This is a genomic window from Geobacter sp. PheSNFMC (assembly GCF_059620965.1).
This window is the reverse complement of the sequence record NZ_JCAMRN010000021.1, coordinates 1-15,232: the sequence shown is the minus strand read 5'-3', so window position 1 is coordinate 15,232 and position 15,232 is coordinate 1. Positions and strand designations below refer to the sequence as shown.

The 15,232-nt window shown below is 64.2% G+C and carries 17 protein-coding genes; 9 read left to right on the top strand and 8 right to left on the bottom strand.

Annotation, left to right across the window (positions count from 1 at the left end):
* Positions 1 to 155 precede the first annotated feature (155 nt).
* The 6 genes from AC6CDK_RS06390 to AC6CDK_RS06365 form a co-directional block, all read right to left on the bottom strand.
* A complete protein-coding gene (locus AC6CDK_RS06390) occupies positions 156 to 857 on the bottom strand; it encodes a roadblock/LC7 domain-containing protein (RefSeq protein ID WP_192905506.1) in 702 nt (233 codons plus the stop codon).
* A 44-nt stretch (positions 858 to 901) separates the two neighbouring features.
* Positions 902 to 1,633 (bottom strand): DUF4388 domain-containing protein, encoded by a 732-nt coding sequence (locus AC6CDK_RS06385; RefSeq protein ID WP_066357101.1) that lies wholly within the window; start codon positions 1,631 to 1,633, stop codon positions 902 to 904.
* A gap of 251 nt (positions 1,634 to 1,884) precedes the next feature.
* On the bottom strand, positions 1,885 to 2,574 hold the full coding sequence (locus tag AC6CDK_RS06380) for a hypothetical protein (RefSeq protein WP_039648099.1): 690 nt from the start codon (positions 2,572 to 2,574) through the stop codon (positions 1,885 to 1,887).
* Positions 2,575 to 2,605: 31 nt separating this feature from the next.
* Entirely contained in the window at positions 2,606 to 3,073 is a 468-nt protein-coding gene (locus AC6CDK_RS06375) for a cytochrome C (RefSeq protein WP_192905505.1), read from the bottom strand.
* A gap of 44 nt (positions 3,074 to 3,117) precedes the next feature.
* Complete coding sequence (locus tag AC6CDK_RS06370; protein WP_039643291.1) at positions 3,118 to 4,380, bottom strand: hypothetical protein; 1,263 nt, start codon at positions 4,378 to 4,380, stop codon at positions 3,118 to 3,120.
* A 78-nt stretch (positions 4,381 to 4,458) separates the two neighbouring features.
* The gene (locus AC6CDK_RS06365) at positions 4,459 to 5,391 is read right to left on the bottom strand and encodes a cytochrome C (RefSeq protein ID WP_192905504.1); all 933 of its coding nucleotides are present in this window, start codon (positions 5,389 to 5,391) and stop codon (positions 4,459 to 4,461) included.
* A 252-nt stretch (positions 5,392 to 5,643) separates the two neighbouring features.
* Here AC6CDK_RS06365 and AC6CDK_RS06360 point away from each other — a divergent pair, with 252 nt between their 5' ends.
* Positions 5,644 to 5,976, top strand: coding sequence for a hypothetical protein (locus AC6CDK_RS06360; protein ID WP_039643289.1), 333 nt, complete (start codon positions 5,644 to 5,646; stop codon positions 5,974 to 5,976).
* Between the two features lie 76 nt (positions 5,977 to 6,052).
* Here the strand turns inward: AC6CDK_RS06360 and AC6CDK_RS06355 are convergent, their stop codons facing one another.
* Together AC6CDK_RS06355 and AC6CDK_RS06350 are read right to left on the bottom strand one after the other, a co-directional pair.
* Entirely contained in the window at positions 6,053 to 6,922 is an 870-nt protein-coding gene (locus AC6CDK_RS06355) for an SDR family oxidoreductase (RefSeq protein WP_039643288.1), read from the bottom strand.
* A 101-nt stretch (positions 6,923 to 7,023) separates the two neighbouring features.
* Positions 7,024 to 7,491 carry a YqhA family protein gene (locus tag AC6CDK_RS06350; RefSeq protein WP_192905503.1) on the bottom strand — a complete coding sequence of 156 codons (468 nt, stop codon included), beginning with the start codon at positions 7,489 to 7,491 and terminating at the stop codon, positions 7,024 to 7,026.
* Between the two features lie 145 nt (positions 7,492 to 7,636).
* Between AC6CDK_RS06350 and AC6CDK_RS06345 the strand changes: the two genes are divergently transcribed.
* The 8 genes from AC6CDK_RS06345 to AC6CDK_RS06310 all read left to right on the top strand — a co-directional run.
* Positions 7,637 to 7,804: a hypothetical protein gene (locus AC6CDK_RS06345; RefSeq protein ID WP_041914022.1), complete on the top strand. Its 168-nt coding sequence runs from the start codon at positions 7,637 to 7,639 to the stop codon at positions 7,802 to 7,804.
* 99 nt (positions 7,805 to 7,903) lie between these two features.
* On the top strand, positions 7,904 to 8,713 hold the full coding sequence (locus AC6CDK_RS06340; protein WP_039648097.1) for a transporter substrate-binding domain-containing protein: 810 nt from the start codon (positions 7,904 to 7,906) through the stop codon (positions 8,711 to 8,713).
* 6 nt (positions 8,714 to 8,719) lie between these two features.
* On the top strand, positions 8,720 to 9,508 hold the full coding sequence (locus tag AC6CDK_RS06335; protein WP_039643286.1) for an amino acid ABC transporter permease: 789 nt from the start codon (positions 8,720 to 8,722) through the stop codon (positions 9,506 to 9,508).
* A complete protein-coding gene (locus AC6CDK_RS06330; protein ID WP_039643285.1) occupies positions 9,498 to 10,229 on the top strand; it encodes an amino acid ABC transporter ATP-binding protein in 732 nt (243 codons plus the stop codon). The genes AC6CDK_RS06335 and AC6CDK_RS06330 overlap by 11 nt, the downstream gene beginning before the upstream one ends.
* Before the next feature lie 210 nt (positions 10,230 to 10,439).
* On the top strand, positions 10,440 to 11,618 hold the full coding sequence (locus tag AC6CDK_RS06325; protein WP_039643284.1) for a methyl-accepting chemotaxis protein: 1,179 nt from the start codon (positions 10,440 to 10,442) through the stop codon (positions 11,616 to 11,618).
* Between the two features lie 60 nt (positions 11,619 to 11,678).
* Positions 11,679 to 13,094, top strand: coding sequence for an MATE family efflux transporter (locus AC6CDK_RS06320; protein WP_039643283.1), 1,416 nt, complete (start codon positions 11,679 to 11,681; stop codon positions 13,092 to 13,094).
* Between the two features lie 113 nt (positions 13,095 to 13,207).
* On the top strand, positions 13,208 to 14,266 hold the full coding sequence (gene pdhA / locus AC6CDK_RS06315; protein ID WP_066357095.1) for a pyruvate dehydrogenase (acetyl-transferring) E1 component subunit alpha: 1,059 nt from the start codon (positions 13,208 to 13,210) through the stop codon (positions 14,264 to 14,266).
* A gap of 15 nt (positions 14,267 to 14,281) precedes the next feature.
* Positions 14,282 to 15,232 (top strand): alpha-ketoacid dehydrogenase subunit beta (locus AC6CDK_RS06310; RefSeq protein ID WP_496639779.1); only part of this gene is annotated, 951 nt, incomplete at its 3' end.

Below are 15,232 nucleotides of genomic sequence, written 5' to 3'. Positions count from 1 at the left end.
CTACACTCTACCCCATTTTGGGCATAAGGCAAACCGGATGTCCGCATGCCGGGAACAGCGGCGCAGGGACGGCCAAACGGCATCGGACCGCGCACTGGTCAACAGTGGAGCGGCCCGATGGCGCTGAAAGGATCAGTGGCAGGACGACTTCCCGGTCAGGGGATTTCGACCATCAGGAGATCGCCGGGACCGACCTTGAGCTTCTTCTCGATGGCCCTGCAAAGGATGATTTTGCCGTCATAGGCCGCATCGTTCTCGTTGACCACCATGAAGGGGAAGATCGCCGAGATGCCGTTGGCGCTGCTGGTGAGCTTGAGTCTCTTGACCGCTCCGGTCTTGTAGAAGTTGCCGACCTGCTGGGCCGTGACCTGGTTGAGAGCTCCCATGCCCAACTGCTCGAAGGAGCTCCCCACGGTGGAATCAGCGATGTGGCAGGCCGGCAGGGCCAGAATGCCGGCGGCGGCCTCTGCCACGGGCGCCTGCGCGACCGCCGGCCTTGCGAAAACCTGGTCTGTGGCTGCGGCAATGAGCGCGTCAAGCTTTCCCTTGGCCACGTTCAGGGAGATGTTGAGCACCTGCAGGTTGATGGCCCTGGTGCAGAGCAGGAGCAGAAATGCCTCGCTCAGGGGCTTGACGACGATCCGCCCGTCATTGTACCGGAAGTCGAGCAGGTCGAAGGAGCCGACCGCGGTGCGCACGCCGCTGTTGCGATCCGCCACTGCAGCGGATGCCTGTCTGACAATGGATTCGTCAAACAGCGGGGGAAAGGCGTGAACCATGAGCTCCCCGCCGCTGCCGCAGACAAGGCTGCCGACAACCCCCGGAACCGCATTCAACTGAGTAAGAACCTCGCGCATATCCTCTCCCACCCGTCAGCCTCCGCCGGTCTGCCCGCGGCACGCTACTTGCGACCGGCAAACGTGGAGCGGATCTCGTTTTCCACGTGGGCCAGGGAACTGTCGCCGCGAACCGCGATGGAGACGTAGTGATTTTTTGCTTCGAACAGAAGGATCTGCTTGCCGCGGGCATGGACCGCCGCCGACTTCACCTCGCCCAGGCCGAACAGCCCTCCCAGGCGCGAACCAATGCCCGCGAGGCTCAGGCCCTTGGCGGAGAGAACCTCGGCCTCGAAACTGTCATCATCAAGGGGAGTTCCGTCCTTTTTCATCAAAACAGCATAGGAGACACCCGCAATTTTGACGATGCGTTCCGCGACAGCGCTCATACGGGTTTGCACGGCAGCCGGAGCCGCCTCATCCTCTCGCCGTGTCCCCCCATCGGCGCGCAGGGCGGCCTGTTCCTCATCCATCAGGCGATGGGCCTCCAGCAGCAGGAAGCTGATGCTCTGCTGGATGGTGCGGCTCGTGGTGGTCACCTTCGGCTGGATAGTGAACCGCCCTTCCGGCCAGCGGATGATCTCGTAGAGAGCCATCTCCCCCATCATTTTTCCCTGCTCGGCATGAATGATGTCGCCGTCGCGGAAAAAGATCATTCCCTGCCGCTCCCGATACTCCACGGCAATGCAGCCGGAAAACCGGTTGTGCCCCTTGAGTTGAATGACATCAGTCAGGGGGAGACCGGCGACGGACCCTTCGAAACCACTCGGATTTTCCCGTTGCAGAGCTTCAGCCATCGCTTCTCCTCCTTTCTGACCCACTGGACCCGAACCAATTTAAAGCATTTTCCATGCCCGTCTTTTCACGTGGTATCCTCCAGCACTGCATGGCGTACAAATCAGGCCGCTACCAGACATGAACGGATAGCCCTGCATAGGGTACCGTGTCAATTTAAGGTTAGACGCAACGCCATATGGCAGCATTCGCCAATGCAAAGCACTGGCAGGAGATTGCGCTCAGGGATGGACCCGCACCGTAGCGGACGGTGTTAACGGATGATTGTCGGATGACAGATGATGCAGTCGCGTACCGCCCGGATCGGGATGTTCAGTTCCGGATCAATGGCGTACACGTGGCACGAGGTGCACTCCACGAATTCCGGAATGCCATCATTGTTGATGTCGCGGAAGGTGAATACCAGCTTGTGGTGGATTTCGGGCAGGGGACGGTCCGGAAACTCCGTCTGCGGGGCGTGGCACCGCAGACACGCGTCGGGATTCTCCATTTCGGCGGGAGGGACGGCGTCGTGCTTCAGGTGGCGGAGGCTGCCGTTACGCACCCGCTGGACGAACGCAGGGTCGATCGGCATGCCGTTGCGCGTGGCGCGCATGGTGGAATACCAGGAAAAGAAGGGCTTGACCGGGTCGCTGCCGTGGCATGAATAGCAGCGCTCAGGGTACGGTACCGGGTCGACCACGTGACAGCTCAGGCATGCCGGCGCGCCCGCCCCGTCCGCGGCGCCGAGCAGGTTGGCTCCGTGGCAGACCTTGCACTGGTTGAGGGCCTCGGCCCCACTGCTCGAAAAGCTTTCGGTGGTCGGGAAGCGGTGATAGGTCACCCAGATGGGGGTGTGGGCCGCCGTGGCAGCCGGAGAAATGCCGTTGCCGGCATTTGACCCGCCGCCGCAACCGGCAAGGGCGAGCGCAACGAGTCCCGCGAGTGCGATGAGCCTCTTCATGGCCAGCGTGCTCCGATCCGTGATATCGCCGTCAACCATGACACGGCCGACAGGTGGCGGCTGCGCGGGGGTTGCCGTGACAGCGGAAGCAGGAGGATGGGTCGAGCCGCCCGTCTATCCGGTGGCGGGAAAGATAGTCGCCCCGGTGCTGCATCCTGCGGAAGGTCTCTGTCGGGTTCTTCTCCGACGGCTTGAGTTCGGTCCGGCTCGCATGGCAATCGTTGCAGAAGCTCTGTTCGTGGCACAGGGCGCAGATGTTCTGGTTCTGGTATGCAACCATCCGGTGCGAATCGGTGAACAACGGCGTGTGATTGTAGCGCTCAAAGTCCACCGGCTCCTTCCGGTAGCCGTGGCACTTGGTGCAGAACTCCCGCCGCTCGCCCAGCTCGAAAATCGGCGGATGCTTGACGGGCAGCCGGTAGCGCGCCTGCTGCGTGCAGGAAACAACAAGGGCGAGGAGCATGTACCCCCCTGCCATGAAAACGGTTCTACGATTCATGTGCCTGATTCCATTTCTTTTCCGCTGACCGGTCCATTACGCTCTTACCTGCGAAACGCATAGGTCACGGCAAGGGTGCCGCGGTAATCCTTGTGGAAATAGGGATCATTGCTGTAGTCCACCGAAAGCTTGAGGGAAAGCGCCGGGTCCGGCATCTTTCTCCCCAGGCCGGCGGAAACGAAGAGCGCACTGTTCTCTCCGTAGATGGCCCGGTCGTAGCGGACGTAGGTGACATCGCCGGTGGCGAACCAGGGGGTGAAATCTCCGTAGAGATAGCCGCGCCCCAGGTAGTAGCGGTTTTCTGCCAGGTCGCCCTGAACGCGGCCGAATTCCAGGCCTGCTTCCGAAAAAATGCCCCGCCGCACCGTTGCCAGGGCGGTGGCCATGTGGGCGTTGCCGAACCGGCGGTCATAGGTGAGGTACTTGTACCTCCCGCCAAACTCCACGCTCTCGGCCGGATACCAGAATCCTTCGGCGCCCGCAATCTCCACCCGGTCGCCGAGTGCCGTCTGGAAACGGAACGGCCGTGAGGCCCCGGAGCGGTCGTTGAGATAGTCGGAATACCGGTACCGTTGGTAAAAGGGGCGGAACTCCATGGAGGCAAACGGTATCCGGGCTTCGTAGGAATGTTCTCCCCACCCGCCCGTCAGGAGGTTGAGGGTCGAATGGCCGAACAGCGAGATACCGGCCGGCAGGATCAGGGAGAGGTCGGCGCCCAGGAGCTCCTCGCTCCGGGAGCCGTCATTGGCCACGTACTTGTATGAGATCCCCGCGTCATAACGGCCGCGCTGTCCCTGGACGATCCGGGCTCCGTAGATCAGGTCGCCGCTGCGGCCCGCCGCGCTGCCCGCACCGACCGGCATGCCGGCGAATGCCGAGAGGGCCACCGTCGGCACGAGCTCCGTTCTGGCATAGAGGCCATCGAAACTCTCCCGCATCACCCCCTCGAACAGGTACTGGCGGCCGATCCGCACCTGGTGATCGCGGTCGGGATCGATGTATTCCAGATAGGCATAGAGGAGATCGCCCTCGGCATCGCCATCCTCGTGCGAATCCCGCAGGTCGAGCCGCCCCCAGCCGTAGGCGTGGAGCGAGAGCCCCGGCGTGGTTACGCTGCCGTAATCGATCCGCATGAATTCGTAGACCGGCAGAAGGGAGCGCCCCCTGCCGTTGCGGTCGTCCCGCTCGTAGACCCTGACGATGGTATCGGAACTGATCCCCAGATCAACGGCCCGGCAGACCGCGGGCACGGCAAGAACGGCTGCGAACAGTATCAGTTGTGCGGTCATCCACCAGGAACGCGTCAATGCATCCCCCTCCTCGTGGGCATGTCGGCCCCCCTCTCCGGCCATCCTGGCGGAGGAGGGGGGCATCACAACGGACTGTCAGCGCTGGCGCACCGGCGGATTGTGGGCGTCCTGGTGGCAGGTCAGGCACTTGGGGAAACGGTCGTGGAGCTGCTTGGAGTGCGGCAGGCCGTGGCATTCGCCGCACTGGGGAATGTAGCCGTGCCTGGAGTGGCAGACGGCGCAGTTGACCGTACCGTGGCGGCTCGGCGTTCCCGTCCAGGCGGCGTAGACCTTGCCGTGGCAGGCGCCGCAGGTCCGCGCGCCCACGTCCTTGGCATAGGTGACCTGCTTCGGCTTGTGGACCGGGTGGCATTCGCTGGCGCAGGTCTTGAACTCCTGTCCTTCGTAATGGGGCTTATGACACATGTTGCAGGACGGAATCACCCCGTGCCCCGTATGGCAGGCGGCACAGGCCAGGCTGGTGTGCTTGCTCGGGTACTGCTTCAACTCGGCCGGCGGACCAGCGTGGCAGACGGCACAGGAGTCGGTGAGCTTCTTCGTCATGGGAAGCCGGGCGATGGAGTGCGGATTCGTATGACATTCGGAGCACTGGGTAAAGACCTGCACGTGGGGGACCGACGGCGTGGAGTGACAGTCGGCGCACTTGGGCATTATTTCATCCCAGTTGTTCTTCCGCGGATTGAAGCTGTGGAAGCTCTTGTGACAGCCCTGACAGGTGAAGGTATGCCGGCCGCCGTCCTTCTTGATATCCTGGAACGCGGAGGGATGGCACTGGCCGCACTGGGTGACCGTAAGGGGGGGCGGGTCGGCCGCGAAGAGCTCCGGTTGCTTCTCGATAGTGACCGTGGCCACGGGCCCGCTCGCGTGGGTACCCATGCCTGCGGGCAGTTTCCCGGCCCCGCTCTTTTCACTCGCGTCACCCGCCGGCATCCATCCGAACAGGGCAACCATCCCGACCAGAACCGCCACCGCCGCCACTCCGCTCAAACCGCCCCTGTCACATCTCATGGAGTCGTTCCTTTCTTCGTTCGGCTTCCGGCGCCATCAGGAATTGCCGAAAGAAATTAGCGTATACCAATAACCCTGAACGTGCCGCCCTGTCAAGCAATGAAATGGCAGCCGCTGCCTTTTCGAAACACCCCACAATTATTCAACTTTTTGCATGATTAGATAAAATCTTAAAGAATTTCCCGGCCAGGCCGAATAATACTCTTAACAAGTCGGTACCCTCACTCACCGAAACAGATCAGGAAGTGACGCATGTCCGCAGACAAAAACATGTATGACACGGTGCTCGCCTATTTCGAGCAGGAGTTCGCCGCCGTCAGGGAACGGTTACAGGAAGGCCGGTATGCCGGACTGAAGGAGCGGATTCTTGTCAGCCTGAAAATCAGCGATGCCCTGACCCTGCTTGCACCCTATACGCGGGGCGACCAGCGGGCGCGCAAGCTGGTAAAGGCAGGCGAAGCGCTTCGAACGGAGCTTCTCTCTGTGCGGGACGTCATCGAGAAGAAGAGAGCACCCCGCAAAAAGCGGCAGGACATGCTCATCTGCCAGGTGCTCAGAAGGCGCAAGCCGCTGCTGCTGGTCTGAGCGCCACCATCTCTTCACGCATCCCCGACGCCGGCCCCCAGGGTCCGGCGTTTTCTTTTTTCCGCAGACAGCCGGGCTACTCAACAGAGCTGCGCACCCCCTCCTGCATGGCCGGATGGAGCAGTGTCACGCGCAGCTTCTCGCGCATCAGGCGATTGTCCATTTTCCGCGATTCGGTCACGTACGAAAACATGAGCGGCGTCATGACCCGACGGGCTTCCTCAAGGGTCACCCGGCGCGGCCGCGGCAGGCCCAGGGCGTCGGCGCACGCGTCGAAATAGGCGGTCATGGTGGTGGGGTGACCATCGCTCACGTTGAAGATGTCCCCGTCTTCGCCGCGTTCCGCAGCGGCGAGGCAGATGCGGGCCAGATCGTCCGAATGGATGCGGTTGGTAACGGGAGCCAGGCTGTCCTCAAGCACCGGCTGGCCGCTGGTGAGCTGCTGGAGGGGAAGCCGGCCCGGCCCGTAGATTCCGGTCACCCGGAGGATGACCACCGGGACGCCCCGCTCGGCCCCCCACTGGCGGAAAACCGTTTCCGCATCGTAGCGGCGGCGTGCCCGCGAGGTCTGGGGATTCGGCGGAGTCTCTTCGGTCACGACCTCGCCGCCGCAATCGCCGTACACGCCACTGGTGCTCAGGTAAACGATCTTCCGCGGCTCCTCGCCCGGAGCAATGGCATCGCAGAAGGCACGCACGCGGGGATCGGTGAACCCTCCGCCGGGCGGGGGAGCAAAATAGAACACCACGGCGCCGCGGGTGGGCATCCCTGCCAGGGAATCCCGTTCATCCAGGTTCGCCTCCAGGGCGGTCACCCCCATTTCGCGGAGGGATGCCGCCTTATCCGGAGACCGGATCAGGGCCGCGACCCCGGCACCGCTTGCCAGGGCGGTCCTTGCCACCTTTTTCCCGATATCGCCGCACCCGACGATGAAGAAACGTTCCATGCTCCCCCCCGTGCTGCGTTCACCGGCTGAACGCCCCTTCCGCAGCGAACCCTACCTATTACCATCCGGAAGTAAACACTGTCAACACGCAGCGTTGTGTCCTACTTTTCCTTCTGACTGAGAAAGTACGTAAGGGCAGCGATGACCAGCGAGGCTGCCACGCCGTAGCCGAGGAGATCCCGCTGGCCGTCCCAGGTCATCACCTGGCCGAGAAAGAGGACGCCGATGACCACCACCACGACCCCCACCAGTTTGTACTTGAGGTCGTCCAGGCTGTGGATCGAAAGCCATTCGGGAACCTGCACGCTGTCGTCGACGAAGAGCTCGTAGAGGGCAAGGGAAATGATATAGAGGACCGTGCCGAGCAGAAAGGTGTCGACCACCTCGATGAACGACAGGACCAGGGATTTCATCCCCTTGCTGCTCACGTAGCCGGAGGCCAGGGTCTCGATGATCGTGCGGAATGCGAAGATTCCGCCATAGACGATGAGGGTGACGGCGGCGGCAAAGGAGCCGATCACGGCGATGAGGATGATGTAACGGGTCGACTCGATCAGGCGGTTTTTCATGGATCGGCGGGGCCTCCGCGGGACGGTGCGTGGCGCCATGATAGCTAAAACCCTCCCTCCCGTCCAGCACCATCCGTGCCTTGACAGGGGGCTGTCCCGCGCTAGACTTCCACTGTCGGGAACAACGCGCAAGGAGGAACGTCAAATGGCATGCGACATCACAGCCCACAAAATGCATATGTGTGCCCTCAAGGCCGAGGGATGCAGCGATGAGGTGGCAAGCCTCTCCGCCTCGCCCACCGTTAAATGCGGCAATTGCGGCGCACTGGCCAACTCGCCGGACAACGTATGTAACCCGGTGCCGTTGAAGTAGCCGGCAGCACAGACCCTGCGGCATGGAAAACGGCCCGTGACCGATGCGCGGGCCGTTTTTTTCAGCACGGCCGCCATATCACACTCACTGGAGGACCCCATGGTTATCGCACGCACACTCCGCTTCCGGGCGGCGGGATGGCTTATCGGACTCTTCTTCGTTCTGCTCCTGAACGCTTCCCTTGCCCGCGCCGCGGGGGACTCGCTCGTCGTCGGCATGGAACTGGCCTATCCGCCGTTCGAGATGACCGACACGACCGGCAAGCCCACCGGCGTGAGCGTCGACCTTGCCACGGAACTCGGCCGGGCCCTGGGCAAGAAGATCGTGATCCAGAACATGGCCTTCGACGGTCTGATCCCTGCCCTGAAAACCGGCAAGATCGACCTCATCATCTCATCCATGACCGCCAATGCGGAGCGGGCCAGGTCCATCGACTTCTCCGACCCCTACCTGAACACGGGGCTCTGCCTCCTGGTCAAGAAGGAATCGCCGGTAAAGGGCATCGGCGACCTGGACCAGCCGGGCCGCAGCGTTGCGGTCAAAAAGGGGACCACGGGCCACGCCTGGGCCGGCAAGAACCTGAAAAAGGCCAGGGTGCTCGTCCTCGACAAGGAAGCCGCGGCCGTCCTCGAAGTGGTGCAGGGGAAAGCCGACGCCTTCATCTACGACCAGATGTCCACCTACCAGAACTGGCAGAAGAACCGGGCCACCACCCGCGCCATCCTGGAGCCGTTCCAGAAGGAATCGTGGGCAGTGGGCATCCGCAAGGGCAACGATGACCTGAGGACGAAAGTGAACGCCTTCCTGGCCGATTTCCGCAAGAAAGGCGGTTTCGAGACGCTTGGCGACAAGTACCTCAAGGAGCAGAAGGAAGCGTTCAGGAAACTGGGCTATCCCTTCTATCTCTAGGACGCCATGAATCTTCTCTTCGCACCCCATGACTGCCGGGAGGGAGGCGCCGTCCCCCTCCCGGCCCGCATCGTCGGCATCCTCATCGCCTTTTTCCTGGTGACGCTCATCTTTGCCTACGCCTTTCACACCCTCCAGTACCACTGGGGGTGGGAATCGGTCTACGCCTACCGGCAGAAATTCATCAACGGCTGGCTCATGACCCTCGCCATCTCGGCGGCGGCGCTGTTTCTCTCGTTCGCGATCGGTTTCTGCACGGCCCTGGCCCAACGGAGCCGGTTGCTGCCGCTGCGCTACCTGGGCCGGATATACGTGGAGACGATCCGGGGAACGCCGCTGCTGGTGCAGATCCTGGTGTTCTTCTATGTGGTGGCCGACGCTTTCGGCGTAAGCGACCGCTACCTGGTGGGAGTGATCACCCTGTCGCTGTTTGCCGGGGCCTACATCTCGGAGATGATCCGGGCCGGCATCGAAAGCGTGGGCGACTCCCAGATGGAATCGGCCCGGGCCATCGGCCTCACCCGCGCCCAGATCTACCGGTACGTGGTTTTTCCCCAGGCGTTCCGCCAGACCATCCCCCCCCTGGCGGGGCAGTTCGCCTCCATCGTCAAGGACTCGTCGCTCCTGTCAATCATCGCCGTGAGCGAATTCACCCTCAACGCCCAGGAGGTGAACGCCTTCACCTACAGCACCCTGGAAAGCTACCTGCCCCTGGCCATCGGCTACCTGGCCATCACCCTGCCCATCTCGCTCCTTTCGCGCCGGCTCGAGAAGAAATTCCGCTATGCGACTTAGGCTGGCGGGGATAACCAAGCGGTTCGGGAGCCAAGCCGCCCTGGCCGGCCTGTCGCTGGATCTGGCCGAGTTCAAGGCCCTGGCGGTGATCGGCCCCTCCGGCGGGGGCAAGACGACGCTGCTGCGGGTCATCGGCGGGCTCACCGCCCCGGACGGGGGAGAACTGGAGATCGACGGCGAGCGGATCGGGTTCGACGAGGGGAGCCTCCTGGCCCACCGGCGGAGGATCGGCACGGTGTTCCAGGCCTACAACCTTTTCCCCCACCTCTCGGCCCTCGAGAACATCACCCTCCCCCTGACAAAGGTGCACGGCATCCCGCCGGCCGAGGCAAGGGACCAGGCCCTGGCGCTCCTGGAGCGCTTCCAGCTCGCCCCCCATGCGGCCAAGAGGCCGGCCGAGCTCTCGGGCGGCCAGCAGCAGCGGGTGGCCATTGCCCGGGCCATGGCCATCCGGCCCCGGTTTCTCCTGCTGGACGAGCCCACCTCAGCCCTGGACCCGGAAATGACCGCCGAGGTGCTGGACATCATCATGGAGCTGCGCAGCGAAGGCCGCGACATCATCATGGCCACCCACCACATGGGCTTTGCCCGGAGCGTGGCGGACCGCTGCCTCTTCGTCTGCGACGGGATGGCCGTCGACGAGGGGCCCGCGGCGGAGCTGTTCGTCAATCCCCGGAGCGACAAGCTGCGGAACTTCCTGGCAAAGGTCCTCAAGTACTGATCGCGGCGCACGGCGGCCCTCTCCGTCCGGACGGCCCGGTGCCACGGCGCCATCTCACGCAGGATACCGTCCCCCGGTTTTCCGGCGCATCCCGCCATGCCTGATCTTCACGTTTGTTCCGTGCCCCAACTATTTCTCTGGAGAAACAGCGCGGCATGACGATAAGAACAATGGTAATCCAGAACGGGCAGTGCCTGTCGGGGGGCGGTCATGTCATATTTACTGAATCTCTACCTTCACCTGAAGATCCGAACGCGGATCATTCTGCTGTGCGTCTGTTACAGCTTCTGCATCATAGTCGCGGTCGTTGCAGGGCGCGTGTTCTCGACGTCCCAGGCCATCGTGTCCACATCCGTATTCGTGCTTCTCGGGGCTTTGTTCAGTTGGCTGCTCTTCTGGACGGTCAATGATGCGCTCGCGCGGATCATGGGCTATCTGGCCGGGATAACCAGAGGTGATCTGACGGAGACGATCGCTCCCAAACGCAACAACGAGATCAGCGACATCATCCGCTCCATCGGCGGCCTCCAGTCAACCATGCGCGAGATCATCTCCCGGATATCGCAGACATCGGAGGAGGTCGCGCTGGCGTCGCGGCAGCTTCAGGCCAACGCCGACCGGATCGCCTCGGGAACGGAGAATGTGGCATCCCAGGCCAACACGGTTGCCGTTGCCAGCGAAGAGATGGCCGCCACCTCCAGCGACATAGCCGACAATTGCCTGAGCGCGGCGGACAACTCCACCCGCGCCAGCGCTACCGCCCGTTCGGGCTCCGAGGTGGTTCGCCGGACAACGGATTGCATGGAGCGCATCGCCGGCAAGGTCAAGGGCGCGGCCAGGACCGTCGAGGGGTTGGGTTCCCGGTCGGACCAGATCGGCCAGATCATCGAAACCATCCAGGACATTGCCGATCAGACCAACCTGCTGGCCCTGAATGCCGCCATCGAGGCCGCCCGGGCGGGAGAACAGGGCCGCGGCTTCGCCGTCGTGGCCGACGAAGTCCGCGCCCTGGCGGAGCGCACCACCCGCGCGACCCGCGAAATCAGCCAGATGATCAAATCCGTTCAGAATGAGACGAAAGAGGCCATTTCAGCGATCGACGAAGGCGTGGCGGAAGTGGAGAAGGGAACCGAGTACTCGGGCGAATCCGCCAGGTCCCTGGAGCACATCCTCCAGCAGATCAGCGACGTCACCCAGCAGATCAACCAGATAGCGACCGCGGCCGAACAGCAGACCAGCACCACCGCAGAGATATCCAACAACATCCAGCAGATAACCGCCGTGGTTGACCAGACCGCCCAGGGGGCGACGGAAACGGCCGGGGCGGCAGCCACCCTTTCCAGACAGTCGGAGGAGCTCCAGCGCCTGGTCGGCCAATTCAAGCTGTGAGTTCCGCGCGCCGGTGCTGCGTGGTCCCCAAACGGATCAAGGGATGGTACTATTAGCAGGATGAAATCCTCTGTCGACCTGATCCGCGATCCCATCCCGCAACTCCTGGTCCGGCTCGCCGTGCCCGTGGGGACCGGCTTTTTCTTCAACACCATGTTCAACGTGGTGGACACCTTCTACGGCGGCCTCATCTCCACCAAGGCGCTGGCGGCCCTGTCCCTTTCCTTTCCCCTCTTTTTCATCGTTCTGGCCCTGGGGGCGGGAACCTCCATGGGCGCCACGGCCCTCATCGGCCATGCGCTGGGGAGCGGCAATCGCGAGGATGCCGAACTCTACGCGGCCCAGGCGGTTTCCTTCGGGGTGCTCCACGCCCTGCTCCTCACGGCCGCCGGGCTCGTCGCGTCACCGGCGATCTTCCGGCTCATGGGGGCCTCCGGCGACTACCTGGCCCTGGCCCTGGCCTACATGAACGTCCTCTTTGCCGGCAGCATCTTCTTCATGGGCAACTATATTCTCAACTCCATGCTCAATGCCGCGGGCGACACCAAAAGCTTCCGCAACTTCCTGGTGACGGGCTTCTTCTTGAACCTGGCCCTGGACCCCTGGTTCATGTACGGCGGCTTCGGCATCCCGGCCATGGGCATCGGCGGCATCGCCCTGGCCACGGTGATGATCCAGGCCGCGGGCAACCTCTACCTCCTGGGCCGGGTCCGGCGGACCGGGCTTCTGTCGGGGCGGTCGTGGCGGCTGATGGCACCGCGGCGGGAGGCGTTCCGTCGGCTCTTCGGCCAGGGATTCCCGGCAAGCCTCAACATGCTGACCGTGTCCCTGGGCATCTTCGTGATCACCTGGTTCGCGGGACGGTTCGGGAAAGAAGCGGTGGCCGCCTACGGCATCGGCACCCGCATCGAGCAGATCGTGCTCCTGCCGGCCATGGGGCTGAACGTGGCGGTCCTGTCCCTGGTGGCCCAGAACTTCGGCGCGGGAAAGCTGGCGCGGGTGCGGGAGGCCCTGTCCCGGGCTCTGCGGGCCGGACTCCTGATGATGGTGGCCGGGACGGTGCTGATGATGGCCACGGCGGCCCCCCTGGTGGGCCTGTTCACCGACGACCCCGCAGTGGTTGCCCGGGGGGCGGGATTCCTGAGGGTGGAGGCCCTGGTGCTCGGGGCCTATGTGATCCTGTACGTGAACAACTCGGCCCTCCAGGGGCTCCAGCGCCCCGCCTTCGCCCTCTGGATCGGGCTGTTCCGCCAGATTCTGGCCCCGGTGCCGGTCTTCTGGCTTCTGGCCCTGCGGCTCGGCTGGGGACTGCCCGGCATCTGGTGGGGGTTCGCGCTCGTCACCTGGAGCGCGGCGGCCGTTTCCATACTCTACACCCGCCGCGTCATGCGCGAACTGGAGGCGGAGGCCGATCTCCTCCTGGCAGCCAACAGCGGGCCGCCGGCCGCTTCGGGGCCTGCGCCCGGCGGCAAGTGATGCGAAACCGGAACACTCTGGTATCCTTGCTCGTAACACGGCGATGACGACCGGGCCGCGACACCCTCAGTGCCCGGGCCTGCGGCATCATCAACCTGAACGAGAGTGATCCCATGCCCGAAACAACGATTCAGACATTCGGCGTCCGGCGGATCGAGATCATCGCTGCGGACGGCACGGCGGACGAGGCGCTCCTCCCCGGCCTTTCGGGCGACCAGTTGCGGCGGCTCCACTACCTGATGCTCCTGACCCGTACCTTTGACCGCCGCGCCCTGGCGCTCCAGCGGGAGGGCAGGATCGGCACCTACCCCTCGGTGCTGGGCCAGGAGGCGGCCCAGGTGGGGAGCGCCTTCGCCCTTCAGCCAAGCGACTGGGTCTTCCCCTCCTTCCGGGAGATGGGCGCCCACCTCACCCTCGGCTACCCGGTCCACCAGCTCTTCCAGTACTGGGGCGGCGACGAGCGGGGACTACGGACACCGGACGGCATGAACCTCTTTCCCATCTGCGTTTCCGTGGGGACCCACATCCCCCATGCCACAGGGGCGGCGCTGGCGGCCAGGGCCAGGGGCGACCGGTCGGCCGTGGCGGCCTACTTCGGCGACGGCGCCACCTCCAAGGGGGACTTTCACGAAGGGTTCAACCTGGCCGGCGCCCTGAAGCTGCCGGTGGTCTTCATCTGCCAGAACAACCAGTGGGCCATTTCAGTGCCCCTGGCGGCCCAGACCGCCTCCCAAACCCTGGCCCAGAAAGCGCTGGCCTACGGCTTCGAGGGCATTCAGGTGGACGGCAACGACGTGCTGGCCGTATTCCGCGCCACGGGCGAGGCCCTGGCCAGAGCCCGCAACGGGGGCGGCCCCACCTTCATCGAATGCCTCACCTACCGCATGGCCGACCACACCACCGCCGACGATGCGAGCCGCTATCGTCCCCCGGCTGACGTGGAGGCGTGGCGCGACCGGGACCCCCTGCTCCGCTTCGAGCGGTTCCTGGCAAAGCGCGGCCTCTGGAACGGGGATTACGGGGCCGAGGTGCAGGCACAGGCCGAGGGAGAGATCGACGAAGCGGTACGGCGCTACGAATCGGTGCCGCCGCCGGAGCCGGGAGAGATGTTCACCTGCGCCTGCGCGGAGTTGAGCCGGCGGCAGAGACGGCAACAGGAAAACATCCGCTAGAGGAGAGGATGCTCCATGCCTCAACTGAATATGGTCCAGGCAATAAACCTCGCCCTGCGGGAAGAGATGGCCCGGGACAACCGGCTGGTGGTCCTCGGCGAGGACGTGGGCAGAGACGGCGGCGTGTTCCGGGTGACGGAGGGGCTGTTCGAGCAGTTCGGCGGGGAACGGGTCATGGACACTCCCCTGTCGGAATCGGCCATAGCCGGGGCGGCCATCGGCATGGCCGTGTGCGGCATGCGTCCCGTGGCGGAGATCCAGTTCATGGGGTTCATCTATGCCGCCTTCGACCAGCTCGTGGCCCACGCGGCACGCATCCGCACCCGGTCCCGGGGCCGCTTCACCTGCCCGCTGGTTATCCGCACCCCCTATGGCGGCGGCATCAAGGCGCCGGAACTCCACGAGGAGAGCACCGAGGCCCTGTTCTGCCACGTGCCGGGGCTCAAGGTGGTGGTCCCCTCGGGGCCTTACAGCGCCAAGGGGCTCCTGCTGGCCGCCATCCGCGATCCGGACCCGGTGCTCTTCCTGGAGCCGACCCGCCTCTACCGGCTGGTGAAGGAGGAAGTGCCCGAGGGGGACTACACCCTGCCCCTGGGCACGGCCCGGATCGTCCGGCAGGGAGGCGCGGTGACCGTGGCCGCCTGGGGCAGCATGCTCCAGCGGACCATCCAGGCCGTTGAAGGATACGATGCCGAGGTGATCGACCCCATGACCCTGGCTCCCTTTGACTGGGAGACGCTGCTGGCATCGGTGCGGAAGACCGGCCGGCTCGTCATTGTCCACGAGGCGCCGCTGACCTGCGGCCTGGGGGCCGAAATCGCCGCCACCGTGGCGGAGGAGGCGATCCTCCACCTGCGGGGTCCGGTGCTGCGGGTTACGGCTCCGGACGTTCCGGTGCCCCTGGCCCGGCTCATGGACCGGTACCTGCCGTCTCCGGAGCGGATCCGGGCGGCCGTCGAGGACGTG